The organism is Algibacter sp. TI.3.09, from assembly GCF_038154905.1.
Taxonomy (GTDB): Bacteria; Bacteroidota; Bacteroidia; order Flavobacteriales; family Flavobacteriaceae; genus Algibacter.
Genome location: NZ_JBAKAN010000009.1, coordinates 39,574 through 54,636 on the forward strand (window position 1 = coordinate 39,574; position 15,063 = coordinate 54,636).

At 33.3% G+C, this 15,063-nt stretch carries 14 protein-coding genes, 1 tRNA gene and 1 pseudogene; 9 read left to right on the forward strand and 7 right to left on the reverse strand.

Translation table 11 applies throughout. The annotated features are described in order from the left end of the window. Positions 1 to 223: 223 nt before the first annotated feature. Positions 224 to 814, forward strand: coding sequence for a DUF3575 domain-containing protein (locus tag V6246_RS17705; RefSeq protein WP_341561777.1), 591 nt, complete (start codon positions 224 to 226; stop codon positions 812 to 814). A 268-nt stretch (positions 815 to 1,082) separates the two neighbouring features. Here the strand turns inward: V6246_RS17705 and pepE are convergent, their stop codons facing one another. Continuing rightward, entirely contained in the window at positions 1,083 to 1,790 is a 708-nt protein-coding gene (gene pepE, locus V6246_RS17710) for a dipeptidase PepE (protein WP_341561778.1), read from the reverse strand. Positions 1,791 to 1,901: 111 nt separating this feature from the next. Here pepE and V6246_RS17715 point away from each other — a divergent pair, with 111 nt between their 5' ends. The 5 genes from V6246_RS17715 (at position 1,902) to V6246_RS17735 (ending at position 6,976) form a co-directional block, all read left to right on the forward strand. After that, positions 1,902 to 2,699: a hypothetical protein gene (locus tag V6246_RS17715; RefSeq protein ID WP_341561779.1), complete on the forward strand. Its 798-nt coding sequence runs from the start codon at positions 1,902 to 1,904 to the stop codon at positions 2,697 to 2,699. A gap of 95 nt (positions 2,700 to 2,794) precedes the next feature. Continuing rightward, complete coding sequence (locus V6246_RS17720; RefSeq protein ID WP_341561780.1) at positions 2,795 to 3,583, forward strand: hypothetical protein; 789 nt, start codon at positions 2,795 to 2,797, stop codon at positions 3,581 to 3,583. A gap of 108 nt (positions 3,584 to 3,691) precedes the next feature. Next, on the forward strand, positions 3,692 to 4,195 hold the full coding sequence (locus V6246_RS17725; RefSeq protein WP_341561781.1) for a DUF6702 family protein: 504 nt from the start codon (positions 3,692 to 3,694) through the stop codon (positions 4,193 to 4,195). 110 nt (positions 4,196 to 4,305) lie between these two features. After that, the gene (locus V6246_RS17730) at positions 4,306 to 6,561 is read left to right on the forward strand and encodes a M1 family metallopeptidase (protein ID WP_341561782.1); all 2,256 of its coding nucleotides are present in this window, start codon (positions 4,306 to 4,308) and stop codon (positions 6,559 to 6,561) included. Positions 6,562 to 6,688: 127 nt separating this feature from the next. After that, on the forward strand, positions 6,689 to 6,976 hold the full coding sequence (locus V6246_RS17735; RefSeq protein ID WP_042497928.1) for a Sec-independent protein translocase subunit TatA/TatB: 288 nt from the start codon (positions 6,689 to 6,691) through the stop codon (positions 6,974 to 6,976). A gap of 2 nt (positions 6,977 to 6,978) precedes the next feature. Here V6246_RS17735 and V6246_RS17740 read toward each other — a convergent pair whose 3' ends face one another. From V6246_RS17740 to V6246_RS17750, 3 genes are all read right to left on the reverse strand, one after another. Then, positions 6,979 to 7,653: a DUF2490 domain-containing protein gene (locus tag V6246_RS17740; RefSeq protein WP_341561783.1), complete on the reverse strand. Its 675-nt coding sequence runs from the start codon at positions 7,651 to 7,653 to the stop codon at positions 6,979 to 6,981. 147 nt (positions 7,654 to 7,800) lie between these two features. Continuing rightward, positions 7,801 to 9,432, reverse strand: coding sequence for a phosphoenolpyruvate carboxykinase (ATP) (pckA, locus tag V6246_RS17745; protein ID WP_341561784.1), 1,632 nt, complete (start codon positions 9,430 to 9,432; stop codon positions 7,801 to 7,803). Positions 9,433 to 9,468: 36 nt separating this feature from the next. After that, positions 9,469 to 11,301 (reverse strand): SLC13 family permease, encoded by a 1,833-nt coding sequence (locus V6246_RS17750; RefSeq protein ID WP_341561785.1) that lies wholly within the window; start codon positions 11,299 to 11,301, stop codon positions 9,469 to 9,471. A gap of 286 nt (positions 11,302 to 11,587) precedes the next feature. Between V6246_RS17750 and bshB1 the strand changes: the two genes are divergently transcribed. Together bshB1 and V6246_RS17760 are read left to right on the forward strand one after the other, a co-directional pair. After that, positions 11,588 to 12,307, forward strand: a complete 720-nt coding sequence (gene bshB1 / locus V6246_RS17755; protein ID WP_341561786.1) for a bacillithiol biosynthesis deacetylase BshB1 — start codon at positions 11,588 to 11,590, stop codon at positions 12,305 to 12,307. Between the two features lie 115 nt (positions 12,308 to 12,422). Then, positions 12,423 to 12,498 (forward strand) — tRNA-His (locus tag V6246_RS17760). A gap of 109 nt (positions 12,499 to 12,607) precedes the next feature. On the opposite strand, the gene V6246_RS17765 is transcribed toward V6246_RS17760, so the two are convergent. The 3 genes from V6246_RS17765 to V6246_RS17775 all read right to left on the reverse strand — a co-directional run bounded on the left by V6246_RS17765 (position 12,608) and on the right by V6246_RS17775 (position 14,605). Further along, positions 12,608 to 13,108 (reverse strand): hypothetical protein, encoded by a 501-nt coding sequence (locus V6246_RS17765; protein ID WP_341561787.1) that lies wholly within the window; start codon positions 13,106 to 13,108, stop codon positions 12,608 to 12,610. Positions 13,109 to 13,186: 78 nt separating this feature from the next. Then, the gene (locus V6246_RS17770) at positions 13,187 to 13,834 is read right to left on the reverse strand and encodes a class I SAM-dependent methyltransferase (RefSeq protein ID WP_341561788.1); all 648 of its coding nucleotides are present in this window, start codon (positions 13,832 to 13,834) and stop codon (positions 13,187 to 13,189) included. 36 nt (positions 13,835 to 13,870) lie between these two features. Then, a complete protein-coding gene (locus V6246_RS17775; protein ID WP_341561789.1) occupies positions 13,871 to 14,605 on the reverse strand; it encodes a DUF4386 domain-containing protein in 735 nt (244 codons plus the stop codon). A gap of 356 nt (positions 14,606 to 14,961) precedes the next feature. Here V6246_RS17775 and V6246_RS18480 point away from each other — a divergent pair. Beyond that, positions 14,962 to 15,063 (forward strand): annotated as a pseudogene (locus V6246_RS18480) (IS110 family transposase); the annotation flags it as partial.

The window sequence follows — 15,063 nt, forward strand, 5'->3', positions numbered from 1 at the left end:
TTTCGTAAAAAACGCTGTAAACCCTTGTGAAATAAGTATTTTTCGAGGATATGTATGCGAAATTGATAAGAATTATTGCTTGAAATTATCAACTTCGTAATTGTGAGTGTATTTGTTGCTTTTATATAAGAATTAACCTTTAGTTTACATTAAAATTGTAGCAAGTGATATTATAAAGATTTTGCTTAGTTTTAACTCGAAAATGTTTAAAAACAAATAAATTATGAATTATAAAGCGTATGTTTTTGTTGTTGTTTTAGTCTTTTGTTTTTTTAAAATGAATGCTCAAAATGATTTTGATTTAGCGTCTGATTCTAAAGGCACATATTTAAAGGGAAATGCAGTGACACTTTTGGCGGCTATGCCACATATTGGTCTTGAAACGGGCTTGAGTAAAAAGTGGACCTTTCAAATAGATGCGATTGCTTCTTTTTGGAATTCTGTAGATGGTGCACCGTTACAGTTTTTAATTGTGACTCCAGAATTTCGTTATTACTTTAAAGAACGCTTTAAAGGTTTTTATGTTGGTGGGCATATTGCTGGTACAACCTTTAAATTGTCTAAATTTTTTAGAGGAACAAATGGTTACGAACAAGGTTTTGGGTATACCGCAGGTGCAACCATAGGGATACAAAAACGCCTAAGTGATCGGTTTAATATTGATATTTTTCTTGGCGGTGGTACGCATCAGGCTTTTTATAAAGGATACAACAAAGCTTCTGGTGAGCGTGTAGATGGTGTAGTGCGCTATAATAAGAGTGGAGAATGGTTGCCGTATAGAGGTGGTGTGATGATCGCTTATAAATTGAACTAAGCACATTTTTTATTTTTTACTGAACTTAGCAAGTACACTTTGTTTTACGATAATTAATGATGTTGGCGGGCTCCTGCGGGAGCGATAGCAGTGGCATCCTTTTTACGACTTATTAAATTGGCTTAATATAGCTGTTGTTTTGTTTATGCTCTAGCTGATTTGATTAGCTTAATTTTTCCTCGTAAAAAGATATAACGGATAGCGCGGTTTTTATTTTTCTTAAAAACCCGCCCAAAATTGTATTCTGAATTTTAATATGTTACTCCTTTTATTTTAAATGATTTAATTGGGTGTCTGGCGCAACCTCGTAAGGTGCTTTGTTGTACTCGAAAATACGTGCGGGTAGTTCGCCTTTTAACTTTATAGATTTACCTGAAACGGCCAGCCAACTGCCTTCTCGTAGGCCTACTACGGGGTTGGTATTGAAGTTATGAAACTCTTTTATGCGGGTTTCTCTGGTTTCGCCCATGTGTTTGCTATCTGGCAATGGGTCTAAATAATGCGGATTGATATTGAAGGGTACCAAGGCTAATGCATTGAAACTTGGCGGATATACTATGGGCATATCGTTGGTGTTTTTTATGGTGAGTCCGCAAATGTTACTACCTGCACTGGTACCTAAATATGGCGTTCCGGTTTTAACGGCTTGTTGTATAGCATCGATGAGGTTGTTTTTATACAATTGGTTAGTAAGTACAAAGGTGTTGCCGCCACCTACAAAAATGGCTTCGGCTTGTGCTACGGCTTCAACAGGATTACTGTGTTTATGCATTCCGGTAACGCTTTTATCTATTTTAGCGAATGCTTTTTGTACGGTTTCTGTATAAGCATCATGACTTATGCCGCCTGGCCTAGCGTAGGGTATAAATAGAATGGTATCGGCATTTTTAAAAAATACGCTGAGGTAATCGAGTAGGTATTCTAAATATCCCGAACCGTGTAGGGTAGAGGTGCTGGCAATGGTAATTTGTTGCATGATGTTTTTCTTTAGAGGGTAAAACTAAATAAATTTATTTTTTTAATGTATTTTTTTCTGTTTTACTTGATGAAGACTTGATTAAAACGTATTTTTAATAAAAAAGAACATATGAAATTTAAAATACTTTTTCTGGTTTGTTTAATGAGTGGCTTTGCTTTTTCGCAAGATTTTCAGCGGTTTAATGTTGAAGGAAAAATTATAGTTGAAAGTAGCGATCTTGGTGGTATTACGGTTTTTAATGCATCGTCTAATGCCGGAACTATTACTGATGATGGTGGTGAGTTTACACTTGCGGTGCGCCTTAATGATATTATTGAGGTGAGCGCTTTGCAATTCCAAAATATTAAATTTACTGTGAATGAAGCCATTATGGGTTCTAAGAGTATGAAGGTGTTTTTAATTATGGAAATTAATAAGCTGGATGAAATTATACTTTTGCCACAAAAACTTACGGGTGTTTTAGCTGAAGATATGGAAGTGGCTAAGCCGTTTTCGCCTAAGTTGGATGCACTTTACTATGGTATTAAACATAAAGATGAATTTGAATTTGCTCAAGATTATAGTACACAAACCGTTAATGACGCTATTGGTAGAGAGCATATGCCGATGGTAAACGGACTGAATGTGATAAATGTTGTAGACCAATTGTTGCTACCATTATTTAGATCTAAGGTTAAGGATAAAGAAGCAAAAGGAATCCCGGAAGTGCCTATTGAGGCGGTTAAGTATTACTTTGGATCGGAGTTTTTAGTGGATAATTTTGATATTCCTGAACACCGCGTGGAAGAGTTTATACATTATGTGCAACGTAATAATTTTGATTTTAGTTTACTGAACGAAGGTAAAGAAATGGAGTTCTTGGAGTTGCTTAATACTAGAAGTGTTGCTTTTTTGAAGACTAAATAGAAGGATAGGTGTTGTTAGCTTTAACAAAATATTAGATGCGTTTTGTAATTTCTTTAAGAAATTATCGTCGTTATTCGTGGTTCTAAAATTAAAGTGTGAAACAAAAACTACTATTTTTATTCTTTTTAGCGTCTTTAAATTTCTACGGGCAAACGGTTGAAATTCTAGGCAAGGTTACCGGCGTAAGTGATGTTGAAAACATACACGTTATTAATAAAACAGGACAGGCTTATACCGTTACGGATGCCCATGGTGAGTTTAAATTACCGGTGCGTTTGCATGATACTATTGTGTTTACGTCTATTCGGTATAAGTTACAAGAAATTGTAGTTTCTAACGAAACCGTACTTAATAAAGCGGTTTTGGTAAAGTTAAACGAGCAGGTTAATCAGCTTGATACTGTTATTGTTGGTAAAATACTAACAGGCGATTTACTTTCGGATATTAAAAACACAAAAGGTGATAGGCCTCTTAATTTCTTCGATGTTGGCATCCCTGGATACACGGGTAAAATTGCTACTATAAATGAAAGGCAGCTAAGTGAGGCTTCTAGTTTTAATCCTGGATTAGGTAGTTCTGGTTACGGCCTTGGAGCTTCTATAGGTTTTACGCCTTTAATAAATGCTATTTCGGGCCGAACAAAAATGCTTAAACGCCGTGTGAAAATTGAGCAGAAAGATGGCTTAATGCACAGCATTAAAAGCCGATTAGGAAAAGACTTTTTTGCATCGAACCCGCTAGATGAAGATAAGCGAATGGATTTTTTATATTTCTGTTCCGATGATGCTAACTTTGTTAAATACTGTAAAAACCAAAGCGATTTTAAAATACTTGTGTTTTTAAGGGTGAAGTATAAACAGTATTTGGAAAATATAAAGCCTTAGTTTTTCTTGTTAATAAAGACGGATCTTTCGGTTTTAGAAAAGAACTTATATTTTGGAATGCTTTTTGAACTTCTAAAATAATTACTTTAGCAAAAAAATAATAGATTAATGAATCGTTTCAAAATAGTTTTACTCCTCGCTGTATTTAGTTTTTTTTCATTTACAAGCATTCATAAATATTACATTAGCGTTACACAGGTTGAATATGTAAAGGATAAAAAGGCGGTTCAGATAATTTCTAGAGTTTTTATTGACGATTTAGAAAATGCGTTGCGCCATAATTATGATGAAAATATCACTTTAGATGAAAATAAAGATTCTGAAGCTGTTAACACGTACCTAGAAAAGTATATTAATACCAATTTAAAAGTTTCTATAAATAAACAGCCTGCTACACTTCAATTTGTGGGTAAAGAATATGATGGTGACATTGTGCGATTTTATTTAGAAGTTACTGAAATTCAATCTATTAATTCGGTAGAGGTGTCTAATGAAATGCTTTTTGCTGTTTGCCCAGATCAACAAAACATTGTTAAAACCAAAATCAACTCCAAACAAAAAAGTTTTATACTCACTCATAAAAACAACTCAGCGCTGTTAAATTTTAATTAATTTACTGTTAATTAACTTTTAGATTTATTATTTTCGAGCGTTTTTAGTTCTAATAAGTAAACATATTAGAGTTAAAAGCTGAAAATTTGTTAAATCTATTTATAGCTAAAATGAGAATCCTGAAGTATTGTTTCCTATCTGTAATTTTTATTTCCACGAGCCTTTTCGCTCAAGAACCCACAAGCACTAAACCACAAGGTCATACCGATCAAAACAAGTTTAGGCAAATGAAAGATTTGTTGGCAACGCCCAACGAAACTAGAACAGCCTCTGGTGCGCCAGGCTACAAGTACACTCAACAACAAGTTGATTATGTTATGGATATTCGTTTAGACGAAAATACCAGTCAAATTTTTGGTGACGAAAAAATAACATATCACAACAACTCAAAGGATCACTTACAATATTTATGGATTCAGCTCGACCAAAACATGCGAGCTAAAGATTCAAAAACTCCAGATGTTAAAGAAGAGAGTTTTAAAACACCTTTTAATAGTGCGCAATCTTTTACTAAAAACAATCTTCAAGAAAGTTTTGATGGTGGATTTAATATTGAGCATGTAAAAAACGATAACGGATCGGATTTATCATATACAATCAATCAAACCATGATGCGTATTAACTTGGCAAAACCATTAGCGCCAGGCGATACCTTTAAATTTGAAATTAAATGGTGGTACAACGTAAATAACCACGTAACTCAAGGCGGACGTTCTGGTTACGAGGCTTTTCCTGATGGAAACAACACGTATGTTATTGCTCAGTTTTTTCCAAGATTATGTGTTTATAATAATGTAGAAGGTTGGCAAAATATGCAATTCTGGGGCAGAAGTGAATTTGCTTTAGAATTTGGAAATTACGATGTTAAGTTAACCGTGCCTGCAGACCATAAAATGGAAGCCACAGGTGAGTTACAAAACCCAAAAGATGTTTTAACTAAAGAACAAATTAAACGTTTTGAGTTAGCTAAAAAATCTTTTAAAGATCCTGTTTTTATTGTAACACAAGAAGAAGCAGAGCAAGCTGAAAAACAACGTACTACAAAATTAAAAACATGGCACTTTAAGGCTGATAAGGTTAGAGATTTTGCTTTTGCAACGTCTAGAAAATTCCTTTGGGATGCTATGGCTGTAGATATTAATGGTCGTTCGGTAATGGCTATTTCTTTATATTCTAAAGAAGGAAACCCATTATGGGAAGAGCACTCTACACGTGTAGTTGCTAATACTTTAGAAGAATATTCTAAGTTAACTTTCGATTACCCTTATAGTAAAGCGGTTTCTGTACATGCAGAAATGGGAATGGAGTACCCAATGATTTGTTTTAACTACGGGCGTCCAAATGAAGATGGAACTTATTCTGAAAGATTAAAACGCGGAATGATTGGTGTAATTACTCATGAAGTTGGGCATAACTTTTTCCCGATGATTGTAAATAGTGATGAGCGCCAATGGACTTGGATGGATGAAGGTTTAAACTCTTTTGTTGAAACATTAGCTGAGTTAGATTACGATCCAAACTACATTACCGGAAACTTACCAAAAGATATTGTTGCCTACATGGGTGGTGATCAAAGTAATATTTCTCCAATTATGTCTCAAGGAGATTACGTGCACCAATTTGGTCCAAATGCATACACTAAGCCTTCTGCAGCGTTATACTTGCTTAGACAAACTATAATGGGGCCAGAATTGTTCGATTACGCGTTTAGAACATACTCTCAACGTTGGATGTTTAAGCACCCAACTCCAGCAGATTTCTTTAGATCTATGGAAGATGCTTCTGCAATGGATTTAGATTGGTTCTGGAGAGGTTGGTTTTATACTACGGATTATACAGATATAGGTGTTAAAGATGTTAAGCAATACTATTTAACAGATAAGCCAACTGAAAGTGCTAAGGAAAGAGCTAAGCGTTTTAAAATGGATTTAGCAGATTACCCAGGGCGTTTTATTTATTATGCTGAAGCTGTAGATGGCGTTATTCCTCAAGATGCTAAAAGTGCAACAGATTTTGCTGAACTTAATACGTATTTAGAGTCTTTATCTCCAGAAGAAAAAGCAAAATTAAAAGAAGCTCCAAAGCATTTTTATGAAGTAACTTTTGAAAAGCCAGGTGGATTGGTAATGCCTATTATTTTAGAAATTACTTATGAAGATGGTACTGTAGAAAGAAAAAAATATCCTGCTGAAATATGGAGATATAATGAGTTTGAAGTTAAAAAGGTATTTAAAACTAATAAAGCAATAACGAGTTTTGTTATTGATCCAGATTTAGAAACTGCCGATGTGGATACTACAAACAATGCGTGGCCAAAAGATGATGCTACTGCATTTAGTAAATTTAAAGAGAAAGTAAAGGGCTGATTGATAGCAATTGAATTTTTTAAAAAAGCCGACTTGAAAAAGTCGGCTTTTTTGTTTTAAATTGAAAATTGAGTTAAACAAATTAAAAAATGTTTAAACTAATAAAACAAGTTACTATATTTGCCACGTGATACAACTAGCAACATTTTTATTTATTAGCGGAGCAGAAATCGCCTTTATACTATTTATAGTGGTGATGGTTTTTGGAGCCGATAAAATACCCGAAATCGCACGTGGTTTGGGTAAAGGTATGCGTACTCTAAAAGATGCTACCAACGATATTAAACACGAAATTACCAAAACTGCTGAGAAAAGCGGAATTGATACTAGTGTAACCGGAGATATTAAAAAAGAACTCGATAAAGTAAAAGATGATATCGAAGACTTTGCTGGTTCGGTTAAAAGAAAATTATAAAATTACTTCACTTTTTTTCTTAAATCTGTTTTAAAAAAGTAACCTACTTGTAGTCGGTTTAAATTCGATTTATTTATTTCATGATTTAAATAGCCTACTTGAAAATTACTAGATTTTGAAACATTGAAGCCTATGGCTGCATAAAATCTATTTTCGGTAAAAACCTGATCTTGCAGGTTCATGAAAATTTCATTATTAATATTGAAGAACATTTTATCACTCAATTTCACTTTTGTGCCTAATCTGTAACGAAATCTATGTAATGTAGTTTGCGTATGTTGATAGTTTAAAAAACGATGCTCTAACCTTACTCTATGGTAAATAGGAAGGCTTTTGGTGGATTGTGTGTAGCTTATTTGCTCGTAAGGTCTATTTTCATATAAATGGCTTTCTCCGGCCAATAAATAGCTTCTATCGATATCTAAATAGCAATACACTAAGGTTAATGTTGTTTTTTTATTTAAATGGTAGTTTGCACCAGCATAATAAAATAATAAGTTTAAGTTATCTAGTACTTCAAAAGAACGTAATTGAAACCCTGTTTTAACGCTCCATTTGTCGGCCACCTTATGTGTGCCATCGAGCATATACCAAGATCCTAATTTGTCTTCTGGAGATTGACTATAACTGTTAGAAATAGAAATAATAAGCACTATTGTAGTTAATAAGTACTTCATGATATTGTGATTTAAGTTAGTAATAAGGTTTTAAATTTAGTATTAATTTACAGTGATTTAAAACCGAAAACTGTTTCAAAAAAAAAGAGTTATAATATAAAAGGAGCTCTTTTCGAGCTCCTTTTTTTGCTATTAATATCCACTTAATTAAAAACTCTCGTTTAAGTGGTGGTGTTCGTCAATTAGTGGCCCACCTTCCATAATTTGATCTGAAGCTTGAGCTGCGAATTTCTCGAAGTTTAAGTGGAAAGAGTGTGCTAATTGAATTGCTTTCCCTACATATTCTCCTTTTTTCAACCAAGTATTCATTGGATCTAAAATTTCAGTTGGTACACCTGGGCAGTATTTTGGCATGTGTAAACCGAAAATAAAGTTTTGATCGTAATCTACGCCTTCTAACTCACCGTTTAGAATTGCTGTAATCATCGCTCTTGTATATTTTAATTTTATACGAGATCCTACACCGTAAGGTCCTGCACTCCATCCTGTGTTTATTAACCAAACATTTACACCAGCTTCAGTCATTTTTTTACTTAGCATTTCACCGTAAACTGTTGGGTGTAATGGCATAAATGGTTCTCCGAAACAAGCAGAGAATGATGGTACTGGTTCTGTAATTCCAGCTTCTGTTCCAGCAACTTTAGCAGTATAACCAGAGATAAAGTGGTAAGCCGCTTGGCCTGGTGTTAATTTAGATACTGGAGGTAATACACCAAAAGCATCACAAGTTAAAAAGAAGATGTTTTTTGGATTGTTTGCGTAAAGTGTTTCTTGGATGTTATCGATATGATAAATAGGGTAACTTACACGTGTGTTTTGCGTAATGCTGCTATCTAAATAATCTGGTTCTCCATCTTCTTTAATTAAAATATTTTCAAGTAAAGCCCCTGGTTTAACCGCTCTAAAGATGTCTGGTTCTTTTTCTTCAGATAAATCGATCACTTTTGCATAACATCCACCTTCAAAGTTAAAAATAGTGTTGTCTGCTGTCCAACCATGCTCATCATCTCCAATTAATTTTCTTTCTGGATCTGCAGAAAGTGTTGTTTTCCCTGTTCCTGATAATCCGAAGAAAATAGCAGTATCACCTTTTTTACCTACGTTAGCAGAGCAGTGCATTGGTAATACATTTCTCTCTACAGGTAAAACCATGTTCATAGCAGAGAAGATACCTTTTTTAATTTCTCCTGTGTAAGCAGATCCACCAACTAAAGCTATTTTTTTAGTAAAGTTGATAATAGAGAAGTTTCCTTGACGGATACCGTATGCTTTAGGATCTGGACATTCATATCCTGGAGCACAAAGTACTAACCAGTCTTCACTAAAGTTTTCTAACTCACTTGGGCTTGGGCGTAAAAACATATTGAAAACAAACATGCTAGACCAAGAATACTCGGTTACTGTTCTAATATTTGTTCTGTATTCTGGCTCTGCACACACATACCCATCTCTTGCGTATATTTCTTTTCCAGAAAGATATTTTTTAATTTCAGCTTCAAGTTTATCAAAGTTCTCTGGAGAAACTGCTTTGTTTGTTTTTCCCCACCAAACTCTTTCAGCAGTATAATCATCTTTTACTATAAATCTATCTTGAGGAGAACGACCAGTAAACTTACCTGTTTTAATTACTAGAGTTCCGTTAGCTGTTTCTTCACCAGAACCTTCAGCTACTGCAATTTTTTGAAGTTCTTCTGGAGATAAATTCCAGTTCACTTTAGCAGCGTCAATTCCGTATTGTTTTAAGTCGGCTTGTTTTGTCATGGTTTCTGTCGTTTTCATAATTATTGATTTTAAAGTTCCTAATAATTTTATGGTTTAAAATGGCCAAATAATTGGCACAAGTATTAATGATATAATGAAAAATAATAGTAGTAATGGTGCTCCAACTTTTAGGTAGTTCATGAACTTGTAACCACCGGCCGTCATAACCATGGCGTTTGTTGTTGTGCCTATTGGTGTTAAAAAGGCTGTTGATGCACTTATGGCTACAATAATCATAAACGGTTCTGGAGAAAGGTTTAATGATGTTGCTGCTAAAATGGCTATTGGTGCCATTAAAACTGCTGTGGCCGAGTTGTTAATGACCTGGCTAAAGGTTGTTGTTAGTAAAAACACACCACCTAGTAATAGAATAGGGTGAATAGCCCCTAAATAGTCTACTAAAGCACTTGCTATAAGTTGCGCTGTGCCTGTTTTTTGTAATGCAATACCCATTGGTATCATAGCGGCAATCATAACAACACTGGTCCAGCTAATGCCTTTGTAAGCTTTCGATATTGGTACACAGCCTGTTAATAAAACTACACCTGCGGATATTAATGCTGCAATAGAACCTGGTACAATTTTAAAGACCATGAATATAATCATGAGGATTAAAGCACCTAAAGCAATGTATGATTTTGGACTTAAACTTTCCACATTTTTAGCCATACCTTCTGGGCTACCAATAATAACAAGGTTTTCGTTTTGTTCTTTTAAATCTTCAATGTGCGCCCATGTTCCTCTAATTAAAAAGGCATCACCTACTTTTACAGTTATTTCTTTTTCTAGTAAAGGTTTGTTATTTCTAGAGGCTCCTAAAAGTTGAATACCGTATCTTTTAAAATAATCACCTACTTTATATTTTCTTCCTACTAAAATAGAATTTGGATTCACAATTACTTCTGCCATTCCAACCTCTTGGTTAATTAAGTTGTGTTTTAATTCGTCGGTTGTTATAGGTTCTAGAGGTAAAAGCCCTAGTCTAAACGTGATCATTAATTTGTTAATGTCTTTAGCATCACCTTTTACAGTAATAATATCGTGGTACAGTAAATCTGTTGATGGTACTGGGAATTCTTCAAACTGTGCTATACCTTTTAAAACATTTGGGTGTCTTCTTTTAATTCTTATAATAGATACATTAAAGTCTTTTTCAAAATGCCAATCTTCACATTTTGTATTAATTAATGGTGATATTGAGCGTACGCGTAGTCTATAATATCCATCGTGTACTTTGTAAGCTTCAATCCAATTATAAAGTGTAGATTCAATGTTTACAGGTTTGTTATTTGTTTTATTACTTGGTAATAATTTGTAACCTACATATCTAAAGTAAAGTAAGGCAACAAGTAGTAATGGTATACCTATTAGGGCGAACTCGAAAAATGAAAACCCTTCGAATCCTGCTTCAACTAAAGCGTTACTCGCAATAATGTTTGGTGGTGTTCCTGTTAGGGTTAATAAACCACCTGTGTTAGATCCAAAAGCAACAGGCATAAGCATTTTTGATGGTAATGTACCAATGCTCCAAGCTGATGATATGGTAAGTGGCATTAAGGTTGCAACGGTACCCGTATTACTAACAAAACCAGAAAGTACACCTGCACCAAGCGTGATAATTACTAATAGCTTCGGAACACTTTTTCCTGCCCATTCTACAAACTTTTTACCTGCTAAGGCCGTCCATCCGGTTTGAGCAATACCTTCTCCTATTATAAAGAGTGCGGCAATCATAATTACTGTTGGGTTACTAAAACCGCTTAAGGTTTCTGTTGGAGTTAAAATGCCTGTTAAGTATAAACTCAACATAGATATTAATGCAACAATATCTGGTGTAAACTTTCCCCAAACAAAGAGACCAATAGTTATAATTAAAATGAGAAGCATTAAGTAGATCATAATTTATAATTGTTTATTAGCTTAGCGCTATAAGTGTCGTTCTATATTTATACTGTAAAATTACTGTAGATACAGAAGAGTAATTATGACGAAAGTCATACTTTGAATTTGGGTGCTATTTTTTCATTATTGTTATATTTGAGCCTCATTAAATGCAAAAAATACTTACGAATACGTTTGCGAAGTCACTAGTTTTGCGATAATTAAGATTTTTGATAGTGTATTCTGATTTTGTAGGTTGAAAAACGAAATAAAAATTTAAAAGAAGTTAAAAATGAAATTAGATATTCTAGCCCTTGGAGCACATCCGGATGATGTGGAGTTAGGTTGTGGTGGTACCATTGCTAAAGAAATTGCTAATGGCAAAAAAGTGGGGATTATAGATTTAACCCAAGGGGAATTGGGAACGCGAGGTACAGCAGAAACTAGATTTACAGAAGCTAGTAACGCTGCAAAGATATTAGGTGTTGCTGTGCGTGAGAATTTAGGCTTTGCCGATTGTTTTTTTGTAAACGATAAAACGCATCAATTAGAGGTTATTAAAATGATACGTAAGTATCAACCAGAAATAATACTTTGTAATGCTTTTGATGATCGCCACATCGATCATGGAAAAGGAAGTAAGTTAGTTAGTGATGCTTGTTTTTTAAGCGGACTGATAAAAATAGAGACAAAAGATGATCAAGGTACACTGCAAGCACCTTGGAGACCAAAGCAAGTATACCATTATATACAATGGAAAAACTTAGAGCCAGACATTGTTGTTGATATCTCTAGTGTTATTGATATAAAAATGGAATCGGTGCTGGCATATAAAACTCAATTTTACGATCCAGATAGTAAAGCGCCTGTAACTCCAATATCTAGCAAGAACTTTACAGATAGTGTAACTTATCGTGCACAAGATTTAGGACGATTGGTTGGTGTGGCTTACGCCGAAGGTTTTAATGTAGAACGTTTGCCTGCAGTTGGTAGTTTGTTCGATTTAAAGTAGTTAGAATCTTCTGAATGTTTTTTTAAAAATTTTATGTAAAAATTTTTAAAAAGTCTTTGTAGATAACGTTTAAATCGTTTACATTTGCACACGCATTACAAAATGCAAGTTACATGGTGGTTGTAGCTCAGTTGGTTAGAGCATTGGTTTGTGGTACCAAGGGTCGCCGGTTCGAATCCGGTCTTCCACCCAAAAAGTAAAAGCCTTTCAAGAAATTGAAAGGCTTTTTTTGTGGATGTAACTTTGGTGTTTGCAAAAAACTAAGTGTTATTTTTATGCGATTTAGTATATAGTGCTTTATTAATTTTCGAATTTTCGATATTCAGTTACGTGCTCATTATCAGACCACTTTATTTTCAGAGTATCATTTTCTGTTGAAGTAATTCTTCCTTTTTGAACAAAGTCCTTGTAAAATATAGTGATTTCGTTTTTGTCTAAAATATATGGCATTTCCGCATCTCCATCATAGTCTACAACATAAAATGATTTTTTAGTTAGCCAAAAATCGGCATGAGGTCCATTTGGATCTTGAGTCCAAATTCCGAATGCTTTAGTTGTATCAATTGCTAAATTTCGAATGATTGTTTTTTCTGGTCGCTCAATATTTTCAATTTCTGAATAGTCAGTATTATATTCAGAGCTTGTGAGTGATTTTTTGTTGTTGAGATTAGCTTCCGTAGAATCTATTTTCAATTCAGTTTCAGCTTCTAAATTTAGATCGTCCTTTTTGTTTTCGTTTTTACACGAAATACTTATTAAAATTAGGGTTGTAATTAATATGTAGTTTAGTTTTTCTTGCATTATTTAAAAATGTTTCTGCTATGGTTAGTACGCAATTAAAAGTAATTAATTTCCGATTAAGCACTTAGCGAAATTTTTTTATTTTTTTCTGGCAATAAATATCATGTCAGTTAGAAAAGTTCCATCTGGTTCTGGGTAATCTTTCCGAACTAAGTTTACAATCTCGAACCCTGAATTATTTAATTGTTCTTCTAAAAAAGCGGCTTGGTGATAATGAATGTAAACTTCATTTTCACCACTAAAACTTGTTGTTTCGTAACCCGATTTTTCATAATCATCTTCCATGGTACTCAAATAAAATAATCCATAGGCGTATAGTAAATTGGCAGAATCTTGAATTAGTTTTGAACATTCTTCTTTAGAAAGATAGGGCATGCAAAATCCACACATAATTGCATCGAACATTTCTTTTACCTCATCTATTTTTCTGCAATCCATTATTTCAAAATCAACATCAGGATTATTGATTTTAGCCAATTCAATCATCTTAGAGGCTAAATCAATTCCTTTAATTTGAAATTTAGGATTAATTGACTTTAGATATTTAGTAACGTTTCCTGGTCCACAAGCTATTTCAAATATTTTTGCATTATCGACTTTTATTAGTTCGCAAAACTTATTAAAAGTATCATGGTATAAATCCATTTCCATGAATTTATCTTGATAGCTTTCTGCTGAATTATTATAAGTTTCTACACTTAATATATTTTTGTCGTTAAGTTTCATGGTGTTGTCTTAAATTGGGTACAACGTTTATGTTTTTTATACTTTGTTGTGCTCCGTTTTTTTTATGTTCTTAATTTTAGAGCCTTTTATTAAAAGCCATATCATAAATATCAATTCTCCAAAGAATGTAATAAAAAGGAATTCTGTATTAATGTTTGGGAATAGAAACAATCCCAAAGTATTTATTAAATAGCCAAAACCAGCAATTATCAATAATATTCCAAATATTTTAGGAACATATTCTGCAATAAATACTAAATATCCAAGAAGACTTAAATAAATTCCAAAAATGATTAGTCCGAAAGACCATTCGATATGGAATGAATTAATATAAAATGTGATGGAATCATATAATTGAGTTTGGTCTAATATATTTGACTTTTCATTAATATTTAAAAGATTTATAACCTTAATTAAATTAACCAATGCTACTAAATATATAGCAGTATAAATTAATCTAAACCAAGCTGTTAATAATGAAAGGTGCTTAAAAACAGGTTTAAGAAAAACATATAGAGACCAAGCAACTACTATGTCACAGATAAGTGTTATGAAATGTAAAAAAATACCAGTTGTGAATAATAATCTATTATCCATAATATTTTTAGCAGTCAATGCTGGATTTTCAGCTATTAGTTTTGGAAAAATATAGAATTCAGCAAATGGTACTGTTAACGCCATAATTAATACTCCTATTCCAGATATTAAAGCAGCATTAGCTATGGTTATGTTTTTTTCCTTGATTTGAGTAGTTGATTTAATTGAGCTCATATTAATTTAGTCTTTCAATTAAGACTGAAATGACTATAATTTGTTACAATTGACAAGGGATTTCTGTTTTTTTTTCAAATGGCGCACAACGACCTTTGATTAAGCCCTAATCTAGCAATTAATTCTATACATCTTAAGTTAGCATTTAAATAAAAAAGACTAATTTAAACATATAAAATAGAAAGCACAAAAGAGAGGAATAAGGTTAATTTATACGGAGAGACTTCAGATCTCGTCAACATTGTAAATCCCCTCTCTTTTCTACTCAGATTTCGAACAGTTCTGTGAGGCTTTAAGACCTCGATTTTAAGTCGTTGAAACTCGCGTAGTATGTCCTTTCAAAAAAATAATTTGTTATGAATAAAGATATTAAATATTTTGGTATTGACATTAGTTATTTAGTTTTTGATGTCACAGATTCAGATGGTAATTATTATCAGTTTAAAAACAAGGTTTCA